Source organism: Leptotrichia sp. oral taxon 215 str. W9775, assembly GCF_000469505.1.
GTDB lineage: Bacteria > Fusobacteriota > Fusobacteriia > Fusobacteriales > Leptotrichiaceae > Leptotrichia_A.
The window spans coordinates 55,849-72,355 of record NZ_KI272826.1 but is presented as its reverse complement, the minus strand read 5'-3'; the positions used below and the strand labels follow the sequence as shown (position 1 = coordinate 72,355).

Genomic DNA, 16,507 nt, shown 5'->3' with positions numbered 1-16,507 from the left:
AGTTTTAATGCAGGCTATTTATTCTGAAAATTTTATTACATTATGTAATTATTCTTCTGTCGAGTAATCCATTGCTGCCATTCTCTTATAGTAGTTCCATGTATCTTTTGCATTTTTAAGGTTCATTTCAAACAATACTTTTGCATGATCAGGGAACTCTGCAAGTAATGTAGTATATCTTCTTTCTCTCTTCAGGAATTCTTCATATTTATCCCATGCAGGAGATTTTGAATCTAACTGTAAAGGATTTTTTCCTTTTTCAGCTAATCTTGGATCGAATCTTAAGATTGGCCAGTATCCAACTTCAGTAGCAAGTTTTTCTTCGGTTTGAGATTTTCCCATACCTTCTTTCAATCCATGTGCTATACATGGTGAGTAAGCTATTATTATTGAAGGTCCTGGATAAGCTTCAGCTTCTCTTATTGCCTTCAATGCCTGGTTCTGGTTAGCTCCCATTGAAATTCTTGCAACATAGATGTTTCCATATGTCATAGAAATTGCTGCCAAGTCTTTTTTCTTAACTGGTTTTCCTGCAGAAGCAAATTTTGCAACTGATCCTGCTGGTGAAGATTTAGATGCCTGTCCTCCTGTATTTGAGTAAACTTCCGTATCAAGTACAAGTATATTTACATCGTCTCCTGATGCCAGTACGTGATCAAGTCCTCCATAACCAATATCGTATGCCCATCCGTCTCCTCCGAACATCCATATTGATTTTTTAACAAGATACTGTTTAAGCTCAAGAATTTCTTTTGCTTTTGCTCCTGTTTCTTTTTCAAGTAAAGGAATCATTTTATCTCTTAATTCAGTTGTTTTATCACCGTCATTAATGTTTTCTCTCCATTCAACAAATAAGTCGGCTAGTTCAGGTGCTACTTCACTTTCACACTCAGTCATTAATTTAGCTATTCTATGTCTTACAGTATTTACAGCTTGGAACATTCCATATCCGTATTCTGCGTTATCTTCAAATAATGAAGATGCCCATGCCGGACCTTCTCCACATGAATTTGTAGTATATGGAGTAGATGGTGCTGAACCTCCGTAAATTGAAGAACATCCTGTTGCGTTCGCAATCATCATTCTTTCTCCAAATAACTGAGTTATAAGTTTAACGTAAGGTGTTTCTCCACATCCTGCACATGCTCCAGAGAATTCAAACAATGGTTTTGCAAACTGTGATCCTTTTACAGTTCCTTTACCCATTATTTTATCTTTATATGTAACATTGTTAAACAGGTAATCTGTATATACATCTTCTTTTCTTTCTAATTGCGAATCAATAGGTTTCATTACAATTGCTTTTCCTTTTGGTGCTGGACATACGTTAACACATGATCCACATCCTGTACAGTCTAAAGGTGAAACCTGTATTTTAAACTGAAGATTTTCAAATCCTTTTCCAATAGCTTTTATTGTAGGCATTCCTTCAGGTGATGCCGCCATTTCTTTTTCATCTATTAAGAATGGTCTTATTACCGCATGAGGACATACGTAAGCACATTGGTTACACTGAATACACATATCAGGTTGCCATTCAGGTACGTCAACTGCAATTCCTCTTTTTTCATAGTGTGTTGTACCATTTTCAAATGTACCGTCTTCATATCCTATAAATGCTGATACAGGTAAATCATATCCTTTTATTGCATTAACAGGATCTGCTATTCTTTTTACAAATTCCGGTTTGTTAGATTCTATAATTTCTTCATTTACTGGTAAATCTGCCCATGAAGGATCTACAGGAATTTCTTCAAGTCCTTCAGTTCCTTTATCTACTGCAGCCCAGTTTTTCTCAACTACGTCATGACCTTTTCTTCCATAAGTCTTTTCAGCATAGTCTTTCATGTAACCCTTAGCTTCTTCATAAGGTATTACCTGTGTCAAATAGAAGAACGCTGACTGCATTATTGTATTTGTTCTGTTTCCAAGTCCAACTTCTTTTGCAAGTTCTGTTGCATTTATAATAAAGAATCTGGCTTTCTTTCTTGCAAGTTCTCTTTTTATTTCATTTGGTATAGTTTCAACAACTCTATCTTTATCCCAGATTGTGTTAAGAAGGAATGTTCCACCTTCTCTTAATCCTGAAATCATGTCATATTTTCCCATATATGCAGGAACTGAACATGCAACAAAGTTAGGTTTTGTAACAAGGTAAGTAGATCTTATTGGATGTTTACTAAATCTAAGGTGTGATCTTGTTACCCCTCCAGATTTCTTTGAGTCATATGCAAAATATCCTTGAGCATATAAATCTGTTTTATCTCCGATTATTTTTATTGAGTTTTTATTTGCTCCTACTGTTCCGTCAGATCCAAGTCCGAAGAATAAACATTCTTTTGAATCTTCATTTCCTGCAAAGATTTCTTCTTCAAGAGGTAATGATGTAAATGTAACGTCATCTACTATACCTACTGTAAAGTGGTCTTTTGGTTCAGGTTGAGCCAAGTTTTTATAAACTGCTATCATTTGTTCAGGAGTAGTATCTTTTGAAGATAATCCATATCTTCCTGCAACTATAACAGGTGCATTTTCTTTTCCATAGTAAAGCGCTTTTACATCAAGATATAAAGGATCTCCTAAAGCTCCAGGTTCTTTTGTTCTATCTAATACTGCTATTTTCTTTACAGTTTTAGGCATTGCATCAAAGAAGTATTTTTCAGAGAATGGTCTGTATAAGTGAACAGATAAAAGTCCTACTTTTACTCCCTGTTTAGCTAAGAAATCTACTGTTTCCTTAATTGTTTCAGTAACTGATCCCATTGCTACGATTACTCTTTCAGCATCTTCCGCTCCATAATATACAAATGGTGCATAGTGTCTTCCAGTTACTTTGTTTATTTCCTTCATGTAGTCATTTACTATATCAGGTACTGCGTCATAGAATTTATTTTGTGCTTCTCTTGCCTGGAAGTAAATATCATCATTTTGTGCTGTTCCTCTTGTTACCGGTTTTTCAGGGTTTACTGCTCTTTCCCTGAATTCCTGAACTGCTTTTCTGTCTAATAATCTGTCATATACTTCATAATCCATTACTTCTACTTTGTTTATTTCGTGTGAAGTTCTGAATCCATCAAAGAAGTGCATTACAGGTACTCTTGATTTGATTGCCGCCAAATGTGCAACCCCAGCTAAATCCATTACTTCCTGTACTGATCCTGTTGCAAGCATTGTCCATCCAGTCATTCTTGCCGCATAAATATCCTGGTGATCTCCGAAAATTGATAATGCCTGTGCTGATATCGCTCTCGCAGACACATGTATAACTCCTGGTAATAATTCCCCTGCGATTTTATACATATTTGGTATTTTAAGCAACAATCCCTGTGATGCAGTAAATGTTGTTGTTAAAGCCCCCGCTTGTAATGATCCGTGAACTGTTCCCGCTGCACCTGCTTCCGATTGCATTTCCACCACTTTCACCGGTGTTCCGAATAAATTTGTCTTACCATAAGCAGCCCACTGATCTACGAATTCTGCCATGTTTGATGAAGGAGTTATAGGATATATTCCAGCAACTTCTGTAAATGCATACGCTGCATGAGCTGCCGCCTGACTTCCGTCCATCGTTTTCATCACTTTAGCCATTGTTCCTCCTAAAAAATTATTTATATAAATTGTCTTTATTTATCTATACAATGATACAATTTTAAAGCTCTCTAGTCAAGTGTTTTCTTTGCTTTGAGGTTTTTTTATTTAGTTTGAAAAGTATATAATTTGCATATCAAAGTATATTTTATTTGTAATTATTTCATAATTACTCTGATTTTAGGCATTTTTCTCTAAAATTATTTTAAATTTCAAAGTATTTTTTCATTTTCTTTTTACAGAATAATATATATTTTAATTATGGTTATAGTGTTTAATTATAAAAAATATATAAACTATACATTTTTTGCAATTAGCAGTTTGCTTATTTACCAATTTTAGTATATAATAACTAAGTAACATAAACTAATAAACTTTTGAGGTGATTTATAAATGAAAAAATTTTTACTTGTTTTAATGACATTAGTAGCATTCAACACAACATTTGCGGCAAAAAAGGAAAAGGTTGATACAACATTTACTTTCCTGAACTTTGTTCCTACTTCTCCTGATGCAGTAAACGAAGTTTCCAGAACAAAAGCTTTAGGGTTATCACGTATTGAGTATCCTTCTTTTTCAGGAAACAATCAGATTGTTACTGTAATGAATAAGGAAATGGAAAAATTCATTGCTGATTTTAAGGAAACTAAAAACTATGTCTACAAGGTGACTTATTCTGTTACAGGAAATAACGCTTATTTTGTAAGTGTACTTTTCAATATAGAACGTAAAAACAAAACTACAAACGAAACACTTACTTACAATGACGCTATTTCATTCAATGCAAAAAACGGAAAACCATTATTAATGAAGGACATATTCGTTCAGAACTATGACAATGCCTTAAATGCAGCTGTTAACGACAGAATAAAACAGTTCGGTATAGCTACTTTAGATGAAAAGAAAAGAAAATTTGAAGGTGTTGACAAAAAACAGAAATTCTATTTGGAAGATGATGCAATAGTATTTATTTTCAATCAAAATGAAGCAACTGATTTTGGTGATAAACAGCTATTTATTCCTTTCATTCTAACTGATTTGATTGGACTTCTTAAATAACATTTTTTAATAGTTATTTTAAAGTTTAATTTTAAAATGTAAAACCATTATTAAATTGATTATTATATTTAAGATTTATGTTACTTTGCATAACAAAAAAGAGAGACTCTAATAAGAAATCTCTCTTTTTTGTTATGTATAATTGTTAGTTATTAGGCTATTTTACAAGTTGTGCATTTATTACAGCATATAGATTTTTTGCATCCTGCTGAAATTTAACTTCATATTTATAACCTTTTTCTGTTCTGCTTATATCTTCCGGTAATTTATCCAGTTTAAGTCCTCCTTCAGCATTTACAAGGACTACTTTTAAATTTTTTATATTTTTTGAAGGTTTTCCTTGAAGAACAACATCAATATTTACATTTATATCTTTATTTTTTTCTTTTAATATCTGTTCTTTTTCTTCAGCTGATATTTGAGCTTTTTCAGAAACTTTTACGATTTCAGGTTTCTGTAGCTCTACACCTTCAGTATTTGTAAGAACTAACAATTTATCATTTGATTTTACCTGATTCACGGCCACATTAAATACAAATTTTTCAAAGTTTTTAACATCTTTTACAATTACATTTTTAGTTTTCACTTCAAGAGTATTTCCTGTAACAACATCAAATGGAGCTGCTTTTCCATCCTTAAGACTTACATTACGGCTTCCTCTTCCTCCAAATAACACAGTCCCTGCTCCAAATTTTGGAGTTCCTTCTATTATCACTTTATTATTTATTACAGAACCTCTATGACTGTATCCACCATAAATATTTCCCTGTACATTGGAATTTCCTCTTACTATTACTTCATTATCACTTACCACCGCTGACTGACCTGCCGCTCCGTAAGCACTTCCACCTCTTATGGATTTATCCTTTTCCCAAACTCCGTTTGTAGCCAGAACTCCACCATTTATAATTACCTTGTTATTTTTCATTACTTCAGCTTTCTGATTTTCACCTTCAACAGCTCCAAATACACGTTCAAGAGGGGCTCCGCCTCTATTTACATAAACTGTATTTCCTTCAAAGCTTGTTGAAATTCCATAAGAATTAGCTAAATTTTTATATCCTAAAACCTGATCCCCTTTTCCGTCTTTAGGATATGTTTTTGTTTCTCCTGCAAACAGAGTCATTCCCATTAATACAGCACTTGCCGCTACAAATAATCCTTTTTTCAATGTTTTTTCCATTTTCATGTTGCTATGACCTCCTATAAAATTATGTTCTCTTATTATTTTACATTTTATTTCTTAGCTTGTCAATTATTATGTCAGTCAAAGCAATTTGTTTTTCATTAATTTAGAAAATAGAATTACTTAAAAAATTTTAAAGTCCCTTACAGATTATCTTGTAAATGAAATATTATTCATTATTTCTTCCGTTGTATCAGTTTTATTCATTGTATATAAATGAATTCCTCTTATTCCATATGAAAGAAGTTCTATTATCTGCTCAGTCGCATAAATAATTCCTGCTTTTTTCATAGATTCAGGATTACTTCCGTATTTATCCAGTATTTTTTCAAGTCCTGAAGGAATACTGCTTTTGCATAGCTGAACTATTCTTTTAATCTGAGCTGCATTTGTAATAGGCATAATACCTGCTACTAGAGGAACTTTAATATCAAGCTTTTCTGCCTTTTCCCTAAAATCTACAAACATTCTGTTGTCAAAACATACTTGGGAAATTAGAAAATCAACTCCCTCATCCACTTTTTTCTTTAAATGAACCAAATCAGCAAGATCATTGCTTTCATAATGAGTTTCAGGATAGAAGGCCGCTCCTATGGAAATATCCTTATGAGCTCCCCTTATACCTCTTACAAGGTCTGAAGCATATCTGTAATCTCCTCTTTCATAAATGGACTCATCTTCACCCTGAGGGATATCTCCTCTTAATGCCATTATATTTTTAATATTATGCTTTTTTGCCTCTTCAAGAAAACTGTCAATCTCTGTTTTTTTACTTCCTACACATGTCAGATGGGCTAAAACTTCAGAACCCAAGTTATTTTTTATATGGGAAGCCATTTCAATAGTTCCTGATTTTGTTGTACCTCCTGCTCCATAAGTTACACTTATAAAGTCCGGCTTATGTTTTACAAGCTCTCCAGTAACTTCCTTCAGTCTTTCTTCTGAAAAGTTTTTATTTGGCGGAAAAATTTCAAATGAAATTACATGCTCCTTTTCTTCAAATATATCCTTTATTTTCATTTAATTACTGTTCCTTTCTTTAAATATTATTTTATAATTTTATTTTATACCCGTATTTTACTATAAGATAAGTAACTTGTAAAGTAAATCATGAGTAAAAAAAAGAACCCGTTTTAATAGGTTCCGAAATCATCTTTCACACATAAACAGCACAATAATCAGTAATTTTTTAAATAAATCAAATATATAACCAATCATATAAAATAACGACATCCCCACATATCTTATTTTATATATCATTAAATAAAATATTACTATGATTAAGTTTACTATAAATTCAATTAATTGTAAAATTCATTCAATATATTGGATAATATAAAACATATATGAACATGTGCTCCTGTAACCTAAAATATAACTTTTTTAAATTTGACTTTATTACAATTTTTTTGTAAAATATAAGAGTAAACTTATTAAAGAATGTTTTAATATAAATTTTGGAGGTAAATAGAAATGAGTTTGTTAGAATTAAAAAATGTTAAATCTGAAGTAGAAGGAAAAGAAATATTAAAAGGATTGGATTTAACGATTAATAAAGGAGAAGTTCACGTGATTATGGGACCTAACGGTGCCGGAAAATCTACTTTGGCAAGTATTCTTGTTGGGCATCCTAAACATGAAGTAGTCAGTGGACAAATTTTACTTGACGGTGAAGACATCACTGAGCTTGAAGTTGATGAAAGAGCACAAAAGGGGATATTCCTGTCATTCCAGTATCCTGAAGAAATTCCGGGACTTACTGTAGAAGATTTCTTAAGAACTGCTAAAGAAGCTGTTACAGGAGAAAAACAGTATATAATGCAATTCCATAACGAATTAGTAGAAAAAATGGAAAAATTACATATTAATCCTGAATATGCTGAAAGACATTTAAATGTTGGATTCTCAGGAGGAGAAAAAAAGAAAAATGAAATTTTACAGATGGCAGTACTTGAACCAAAATTAGCAATTCTTGATGAAACAGATTCCGGACTTGATATTGATGCTACAAAGATTGTTTTTGAAGGGGTACAGAAATTAAAAACAAAGGATACAGCTCTACTTATTATAACTCACTATGATAAAGTACTTGAATATCTGAAACCTGATTTTGTACATGTCCTGATGAATGGAAAAATAGTTAAGAGTGGTGGAATTGAAATAGTAGAAGCCATAGAAAAAGACGGATATGGAAAAATGAAGGAAGAACTTGGATTATAATATTTGTATAACCCAATCTTTCTAAGATTTAGAGAATTTAAAGAGGAGAATAATAAAAATGGAAGATAGTAGAAAAAAAACCTACATTGCAGACATTGAAAGAGGTGTCTATGACATCAAGGATGAAATGCATCATAAATTTACAACAGGTAAAGGTCTTACAGAAGAAATCGTAAGAAAAATTTCTGAAAAGAAAAATGAACCTCAATGGATGCTTGAATACAGGCTTAAAGCTCTGGAAGTGTTCAATTCAAAGCCTGTTCCTACATGGGGTCCTGATTTATCAGACTTGGATATAAACGATATAGTGCATTATCTTGAACCTGATGCAAAAGTAATGAGTGACAACTGGGATGATGTACCTGATTATATTAAATCAACTTTCGACAGACTTGGAATACCTGAAGCTGAAAGACAGTCACTTGCAGGAGTGGGAGCACAATATGACTCGGAAGTTGTTTACCACAGTGTTCATAAGGAACTTACAGATCAGGGAGTAATATACACAGATATAGAAACTGCCATAAGAGAACACGAAGACCTTGTAAAAGAACACTTTATGAAAGTTATAACTATGCATGACCATAAATTTGCGGCATTACATGGAGCTGTATGGTCAGGAGGATCATTTGTATATGTTCCTAAAGGGGTAAAAGTTAACATGCCTCTGCAATCTTATTTCAGACTTAACGCGGCAGAAGCAGGGCAGTTTGAGCATACATTAATAATAGTTGAAGAAGGGGCAGACCTTCACTTTATCGAAGGATGTTCAGCACCAAAGTATAAAAAGAACGTATTACACGCCGGAGCAGTTGAACTGATTGTAAAAAAAGGAGCCAGAATGAGATATTCTACAATCGAAAACTGGTCAAGAAACATGTATAACCTTAATACAAAAAGAGCAATCGTTGATGAAGGCGGTGTAATGGAATGGGTATCAGGATCATTTGGATCAAGAGTTTCAATGCTTTACCCTATGACTATCCTAAGAGGGGAAGGTTCAAGATGTGAATTTACAGGAGTTACATTTGCTTCAGCAGGACAATACCTGGATACAGGATGTAAAATTGTTCATGCCGCACCAAATACATCTTCAACAGTACATTCTAAATCAATCTCTAAAAATGGAGGAACATCTTTTTACAGAGGACTGCTAAAAGTTAATTCAAATGCAGTGGGATCAAAGGCTACAGTTGAATGTGAATCATTGATGCTTGACAACGAATCAAGATCAGACACTATTCCTATAATTGAAATAAATAACGACAGTGTAGATATAGGACACGAAGCTAAGATAGGAAGAATAAGCGATGAAGCAATATTTTATCTGATGTCAAGAGGTATAAGCAAGGATGAGGCAAAAGCCATGATAGTAAGAGGATTCGTTGAACCTATTTCAAAGGAATTGCCACTTGAATATGCAGTAGAATTAAATAAGCTGATTGAACTTGAACTTGAAGGAACAATCGGATAAGAAATATAGAAGTAATTTTAGGAGGAATATATAATGCTAAATGAAGCAAGTTTACAAAATCTTGATAACAACAGTTATAGAAAAGAAAGTTTTAAAAAATATGCTTCCCTTGAAAAGCCTAACTGGAAAAGAGTCGGATATAAATATAACGAACCTGAAGAATTTAAACCTTTCAATAGCGCTGTTGTAAAAAATGCCGATCAGGATGGTGTATCCATAAAGGAATTAAATGATTCCCTGAAAGATCTTGAAAGACTTTCAAATGACAATGAATACGGGCTTGGAGATTTTTTCAAGCTGCAGAATTATACATTTTACAATGAAGGAAAATATATAAAAATAAGTGAAAGAAAAAAAGTAGATAAACCAATTTATATAAATTATAACTTTAATAAGGAAAATAATCTTCTTATAGACTACAATATTATTGAAGTTGAAGATTTTGCAAAAGCCACTGTTATAATGATCTACAATTCTGAAGATGAAGCAAAATCCTACCGTAACGGAATAATAAGAGTTGTAGCTGGAAGAAATTCTGAAGTTAAAATAATAAAAATACAGACATTAAACACTGAGTCTGAAAACTTTGAATCTTCAAAAATAGAAGCTCTTGGGCAAGGAAAAGTTGAATATTACAGTGTAGAACTTGGTGCTAAAGTAAATGGAATAAGCCATAAATCATATCTTGAAGAAGATGCTGCGGAAATATATATTAAACCTGCATACCTTGCTGATTTTAATAGAAAACTTGATCTTGAGTATTCAATCGTATTTAAAGGTAGAAAATCAATAGGTGAAATTCAGGGAAGAGGAGCAGTTAAAGATACAGCTCAGAAGGTTTTCAGGGGAAACCTATATTTTGAAAGAGGAGCTTCAAAATCTGAAGGAAGAGAAGGGGAATTTGCAATACTTCTTGATAAAAATGTAAAGGCTCACTCTATTCCAACATTATTCTGTAATGAAGATGATGTAATAGGAGAACATGCCGCTTCTGTAGGAAAAGTTGATGAAGCAAAGCTTTTCTACTTGATGAGCAGAGGACTTTCTGAAAGCAGAGCTAAAAAACTTATAGTTGAATCATCTTTCAGACCAATACTTGATAACATCGATGATGAAGCAATAAAAGAACACTTATTTGATGAACTGGAAAAGAGAATATAATAAACGTAGAGACTATCTCTAAAAAATAATAAAAAAGACTGTCTCAAGAAGAAAACTTAAAAATAAATGTAAAAAACTATATTTTTTCGAATTATTTAAAATTTTAAAATGTAAAACAGTAAATGAATTTAGGAAAAGTCATCTGTCCAAGCCTTTAGGCGAGTTTTTGACTTTTCCTTTATGAATGACTGTTTTATATGAGTAAAATTTTAACAAATGAAGAGAAATATAGTTTTTATTATATTTATATTTTATCATTTTGAGATAGTCTTTTTATAATACCATATTTTAATTATTTTTCATTTTTCTTGAACATAAACATAACTAGAGGTAGAACTACATATCCGATTACCATTGCTGAAATTGCATACCAGTTAGTAACCATGTCTCCTGATTCTGTTTTTAAGGAGAACTGTGCCACCCAGTTAAACTTAACTAGTAGGAACACTGTTAAAACTACTGATAATAATGGGAAGAACACATCTGTAACAAAATTCTTTTTCGCATCCAGTACTTCTTCCCTGTTTTTTCCATAGAAGAATAAAACTACTCCAAGAGGAACTATTATAAACTGGATAAATCTTGAAATTGAGCTGATTATCATTATTCCCATCATATTATAACCAAATGCCATCGGTATTACTATCGCCAGCAATGCTGTTATACAGAAGGCTCTCATAGGTACTCCGTTACTTGTACGCTTATCAAAATATGCAGGAATCTGTTTTTCCTTTGCCATTGCTTCAAATATTCTTGGAGTATGGAATGATGCCGCTACATTTATACCAAACATTGAAACAAGTGCTCCATATACTATTATATTTGAAATAATCTTACTTTTAAAAACTGAAGCCAGGACAACAACCTCTTTAGAAGTAATGAGTGCCTTAGGGTCTATAAACATTGAAACAAGAACTATTCCAAAGTATATAGCCGCTATAATTCCTATAGCCAGAGGAATTGCACGTGGCAAGTTCTTTTCAGGGTTTTCCATGTCACTTGCTCCACTTCCGATACTTTCAAATCCTGTAAATGCATAGAATGCTGATATTACTGCTGTAACAAAACCTGTAACTGTCATAGCTGGGATTAAATTTTCCCCTGAAGCATCTTTAAGTAAATTTATTTCAGAAAGATTAGTGTGCCCCGTCTGAAGTAAAATAACAATACCTGCAATAATAGTAATTCCAAGAGCTAAAAGTTTTCCTATTGTAGAAATGTCACTTACAAATGTAAGTATTCCATTTCCTGTTAAGTTTATAACCATAAGAATTAACATTAAAACAAGAAATCCAATTGTTATATATAAAGTGTTATTACTGTCATAACCAAATATAGAAAGAGTTGTTTTTACTACTCCTGTAGCCATAACTCCCCATGCAATACTTGCCGCCACGAATCTTGTAATTCCTACATATAACCCAACATTTTCTCCAAATGCCGCTTTCGAATAGGCGTATGCCGCTCCATTTTTTGTAACATATTTTGCCGCCGATGCAAAAGTTATTGCCAATACAGAGGCAAATACCGCCGCACATAGATAAATCCAAGGGGCTAAACTTCCCGATAATTTTGCCACACTTCCGGGAGACAGGAATATCCCTGTTCCTATTATTGAATTTATTGTAAGTAATACTATTGACCAGAACTTCATTTTTTGCTTTTCTGCCATTTTATCCCATCCTTTCTTCTGCTTTATTCACCAGTACTGTGAACAGCTTATTCATATCTTCATACATTTTAACCAACATTTCAGGGTGCCATTGCACTCCCACCAGGAATGGATAGTTTTCCGCTTCAATTGCTTCTACAACTCCATCCTTTGCCTTTGCAGAAACTCTATATCCTTCTGCCACTTTTTTTACAGCCTGATGATGAAATGAATTTACTTTCATTTCCTTAACTCCAAATATTTCATGTAAAATAGAATTTTCATCAATTTCTATCGAATGTGTCCTCAATTCAGGACTATGTCCTTGAGAATGTTTATACACCGGAACAGAATCAATATACGAAAGATCCTGGTAAAGCGTTCCCCCTTCATATGCATTTATTATTTGGAACCCTCTACATATTCCTAAAATAGGGATTCCTTTCTTTTTTGCTTCAGATAAAAGCATGAAATCAAATTTATCTCTTTCAGGAAATATTTCCCCTAATCTTTGTTCTGGTTCTTCCCCATAATTAAAAGGTGCCACATCGTGTCCTCCTGACAGAATAAGCCCATCTATACATGAAACAAGTCCCTTAATAATTTCTTCATCTTCATTGAAGGGAAGTATTATTGGAAGACCTCCGTTTTTTATAACAGCATCTGCATAATCTTTATTTACATAAGTTCTTTTATATCCTGGAAACATACCTCCCTGGTCAGTTATTACACTTGAAGATATACCTATAACAGGTTTTTTTAACATAATTTCCTCCTCTGTATTATTTTTTAACTATCTATATTCTTCCTTTACTCTTCATCCATTTTATCCAGTGCATTTTCTATGTCATTTATTAAATCTTCGCTATCTTCTATTCCGACAGAAAGTCTTATAAGCCCGGAAGTTACCCCCATTTTAATTCTTTCTTCTTCAGGTACACATGCATGAGACATTTTATAAGGGTATGATAATATTGATTCAACCCCTCCCAAACTCACTGCAACAATAGGATATTTTATAAGTTTAAAGAATCTTCTTACTTTTTCACAGCATCCTAAATCAAAAGATAATACAGCTCCACCACCTGAAGCCTGTTTTTGATTGATTTCATATCCTTCGTGATTTTTCAGTCCAGGATAATACACTCTTTCAATTTTAGGGTGTTTTTCAAGATATTCAGCTATTTTTAAAGCCGTTTCCGAACTCTTGTTCATTCTTATTTCCATTGTTTTCATTCCACGTAAAACTAGCCAGCATTCTTCAACTCCAGGTAATGCCCCTAAAATTATCTGCTGCTTTTTCATTTCCTTATATAAATCTTCATCATCAGTGACTATCATTCCTAATACTACATCACTGTGACCATTAAGAAATTTTGTCGCACTGTGAATAACAATGTCCACTCCCATAGGAATCGGATTCTGATATTGGGGTGTCATGAAGGTATTGTCTATTATTGTTTTCAGATTATGTTTTTTCGCAATACTTACTACAGCTTCTATATCTGTAATTTTTAATAATGGATTAGATGGTGTTTCCATGTAAAAGGCTTTTGTATTTTCCTTTATTGCGTTTTCCCATTCTGAAACATCTGTTTCATCGACAAAACTTACTTCAATTCCAAAACGTGGAAAAACTTCCATTACAAGCTGGAAAGCCCCTCCATATACATCTTTACACATTACAAGGTGATCCCCCTGTGAAAAAGAAAGCAGAACGGCTGTTATTGCCGCCATCCCAGATGAGAAGGCAAGTCCGTATTTCCCCTTTTCAAGAGTGGCAATTGCTTCTTCAAGAGCTTCCCTTGTAGGGTTACCAAATCTCGAATATGTATATTTCTGATCATCATCTATATCATTCTGATGAAATGTTGATGCCTGACATATCGATATGGAAGAAGCTCCTGTTGACTCGTCAATCATATTATACCCATGTATAATTTTTGTTCCAAATTTCATAGCCGTTTCTCTCCTTTATATTATTTTTTTATTACTTACTTTGTTTTTTTAGCTGTCTTTTTCAAGACTTATAATTTTAATCACAATATCTCCCTTGTTTGTGAAATTTTTCTATTGATATTTTATAGATATTTTTTCATATTGTCAAGGATTTCATGAAAATTTTTCTTATTTAAATAACTTTTCATTTCTTAAATAATATAATTAAGATTTAGATGGAAAACTACATAATAAAAGAACTGTCAATTTTTTTTCTGACTTTATAATTGTATTTAAAAACCACTTGAAATTACAGTAAATAAAAAGTATAATAATTGTAAAGGAAAAGCCTTTACTATAAGATTTAGAGGACACAAAAAGTGAAAGGAGTCAACATGGACTATAAAAAAGATTTTCCTATATTTCAAAATATTACAAATCATTATTTAGATACAGCGGCTACTTCGCAAAAACCAAAAATAGTGCTTGATAAAATTATGGAATACTATGAAAAATATAACGGAAACCCTGGTAGAGGTTCCCATGCCTTGTCAATAGAAGCTGCAGGCCTGCTTTCAGATGCAAGGGAAAAGGTAAAAAACTTTATTAATGCGGAAAAATTTGAAGAAGTTATTTTTACTAAAAATACTACCGAATCAATCAACCTCATTGCATATTCCTATGGTCTGGAATTTATAAATGAAGGGGATGAAATTATACTTGGAATATCAAACCACCATGCAAATATTGTTCCATGGCAGTTTATTGCTAAAAAGAAAAAAGCTGTAATAAAGTTTGTCTACCTTGATGAAAATGGTCAGTTTGATATTAACGACTTTAAAAACAAGCTGTCAGACAAAACAAAAATAGTAGCTGTTTCAGCTGTGGTAAATGTTACCGGAGTAATTCAGCCTGTTGAAGAAATTGTAAAACTTGCTCATGAATACGGAGCATTGACTGTAGTTGATGCAGCCCAGTCTATACTTCATTATAAACATGATGTACAAAAAATGGATGCTGATTTCCTCGTATTTTCAGGACATAAACTTTTTTCTCCAATGGGAATAGGAATATTGTACGGAAAAAAGGAACTGCTTGATAAAATGCCACCATTCCTGTACGGTGGAGACATGATAGAGTTTGTAACTGAGGAAGATTCTACATTTGCTCCTCTGCCAAATAAATTTGAGGGGGGAACACAAAATGTGGAAGGTGCTGTTACATTAAAGGCGGCCATTGAATATATTGAAGAGATAGGTTATGATAAAATTACTGAAATTGAAGATAGTTTAGCGTCAAAAGCATTGGAAGAAATGAAAAAATTAGGATTTATAGAAACATACTGCACAGAAAATGTTGCCAGAACAGGAGTTATTGCCTTCAATGTAAAGGGGGTACATTCCCACGATGTGGCATTTATTCTGGATTCCTATCATGTGGCAGTAAGATCTGGCCATCATTGTGCCCAGCCTCTTATGAAATATCTGGGAGTTCCGTCATGCTGCCGTGCAAGTTTCAGCATTTACAACGATGAAAAAGATATAGAAAAACTAATTGAAGGACTTTTAAAAATAAAGGAAGTGTTTAAAATATGAATTTAGAAAAAATATATCAGCAGACAATACTGGAATACAGTAACAGAAGAGAACTTAAAAAGGAAATTGAAGAACCTACATATATTGAAAGAGGCCACAATCCAAACTGTGGGGATGACCTTACACTTGAAGTTAAGTTAAATGGTGACGTTATTGAAGATGCGGCTTTCCTTGGAAGCGGATGTGCCATTTCAAGTGCCTCTACAGCAATGCTTATTGACCTTATAAAAGGAAAAACAATGGCTGAAGCTGAAGAAAAGGTAAATCTGTTCTTTAAAATGATGAAGCAGGAAGAAAAACTTACTTCTGAAGAAAGTAAAAAACTTGGAGATGCAGTTCTTATGGAATATGTTGCAAATATGCCTGCAAGGGTAAAATGTGCCACTCTTAGCTGGCATTCACTAAGAGTTATTACAGAAAAATATGAAAAATAATCCTAAATATAAATGATTTTTTTGAATTTTTCTATTTTGAAAAAGAATTTAACTTATAGCTAAAAATAAGGGAAGTCCCTTATTTTTAGTTTGATATTAATTTTTTTAAGTTAATATGCCATCTTTTTTCAACAATTCTATTTCATGAAACAATTTCAGAAATTTTCCCTTTCCAAAATTTATTCAGTTTAAATTCATTTT

General features: G+C 32.7%; 12 protein-coding genes. 6 read left to right on the top strand and 6 right to left on the bottom strand.

Features of this window, described 5'->3' with window-relative positions:
• Positions 1-48: 48 nt before the first annotated feature.
• Entirely contained in the window at positions 49-3,588 is a 3,540-nt protein-coding gene (nifJ, locus tag HMPREF1984_RS01345) for a pyruvate:ferredoxin (flavodoxin) oxidoreductase (protein ID WP_021766074.1), read from the bottom strand.
• A 393-nt stretch (positions 3,589-3,981) separates the two neighbouring features.
• Here nifJ and HMPREF1984_RS01340 point away from each other — a divergent pair, with 393 nt between their 5' ends.
• Positions 3,982-4,647 carry a DUF3298 domain-containing protein gene (locus HMPREF1984_RS01340; protein ID WP_021766073.1) on the top strand — a complete coding sequence of 222 codons (666 nt, stop codon included), beginning with the start codon at positions 3,982-3,984 and terminating at the stop codon, positions 4,645-4,647.
• Positions 4,648-4,804: 157 nt separating this feature from the next.
• Here HMPREF1984_RS01340 and HMPREF1984_RS01335 read toward each other — a convergent pair whose 3' ends face one another.
• Both HMPREF1984_RS01335 and metF read right to left on the bottom strand, forming a co-directional pair.
• Positions 4,805-5,836, bottom strand: a complete 1,032-nt coding sequence (locus tag HMPREF1984_RS01335; protein WP_021766072.1) for a hypothetical protein — start codon at positions 5,834-5,836, stop codon at positions 4,805-4,807.
• Positions 5,837-5,983: 147 nt separating this feature from the next.
• Complete coding sequence (gene metF, locus HMPREF1984_RS01330; RefSeq protein ID WP_021766071.1) at positions 5,984-6,853, bottom strand: methylenetetrahydrofolate reductase [NAD(P)H]; 870 nt, start codon at positions 6,851-6,853, stop codon at positions 5,984-5,986.
• Between the two features lie 453 nt (positions 6,854-7,306).
• Here metF and sufC point away from each other — a divergent pair, with 453 nt between their 5' ends.
• The 3 genes from sufC to sufD are packed head-to-tail and all read left to right on the top strand — an operon-like array spanning position 7,307 to position 10,688.
• Complete coding sequence (gene sufC / locus HMPREF1984_RS01325; protein ID WP_021766070.1) at positions 7,307-8,053, top strand: Fe-S cluster assembly ATPase SufC; 747 nt, start codon at positions 7,307-7,309, stop codon at positions 8,051-8,053.
• 58 nt (positions 8,054-8,111) lie between these two features.
• Positions 8,112-9,527 (top strand): Fe-S cluster assembly protein SufB, encoded by a 1,416-nt coding sequence (gene sufB, locus HMPREF1984_RS01320; RefSeq protein ID WP_021766069.1) that lies wholly within the window; start codon positions 8,112-8,114, stop codon positions 9,525-9,527.
• 33 nt (positions 9,528-9,560) lie between these two features.
• Complete coding sequence (gene sufD, locus HMPREF1984_RS01315) at positions 9,561-10,688, top strand: Fe-S cluster assembly protein SufD (RefSeq protein WP_021766068.1); 1,128 nt, start codon at positions 9,561-9,563, stop codon at positions 10,686-10,688.
• Between the two features lie 292 nt (positions 10,689-10,980).
• Here sufD and HMPREF1984_RS01310 read toward each other — a convergent pair whose 3' ends face one another.
• Genes HMPREF1984_RS01310 through HMPREF1984_RS01300 form a run of 3 tightly spaced genes read right to left on the bottom strand, consistent with a single transcriptional unit; the run spans position 10,981 to position 14,298 of the window.
• Positions 10,981-12,360 (bottom strand): APC family permease, encoded by a 1,380-nt coding sequence (locus tag HMPREF1984_RS01310; protein WP_021766067.1) that lies wholly within the window; start codon positions 12,358-12,360, stop codon positions 10,981-10,983.
• A 1-nt stretch (position 12,361) separates the two neighbouring features.
• Positions 12,362-13,105 (bottom strand): gamma-glutamyl-gamma-aminobutyrate hydrolase family protein, encoded by a 744-nt coding sequence (locus HMPREF1984_RS01305; RefSeq protein WP_021766066.1) that lies wholly within the window; start codon positions 13,103-13,105, stop codon positions 12,362-12,364.
• 44 nt (positions 13,106-13,149) lie between these two features.
• The gene (locus tag HMPREF1984_RS01300; protein WP_021766065.1) at positions 13,150-14,298 is read right to left on the bottom strand and encodes a PLP-dependent aspartate aminotransferase family protein; all 1,149 of its coding nucleotides are present in this window, start codon (positions 14,296-14,298) and stop codon (positions 13,150-13,152) included.
• A gap of 374 nt (positions 14,299-14,672) precedes the next feature.
• Here HMPREF1984_RS01300 and HMPREF1984_RS01295 point away from each other — a divergent pair, with 374 nt between their 5' ends.
• Positions 14,673-15,872, top strand: coding sequence for a SufS family cysteine desulfurase (locus HMPREF1984_RS01295; protein ID WP_021766063.1), 1,200 nt, complete (start codon positions 14,673-14,675; stop codon positions 15,870-15,872).
• A complete protein-coding gene (sufU, locus tag HMPREF1984_RS01290; RefSeq protein WP_021766062.1) occupies positions 15,869-16,306 on the top strand; it encodes a Fe-S cluster assembly sulfur transfer protein SufU in 438 nt (145 codons plus the stop codon). The genes HMPREF1984_RS01295 and sufU overlap by 4 nt, the downstream gene beginning before the upstream one ends.
• Positions 16,307-16,507 lie beyond the last annotated feature (201 nt).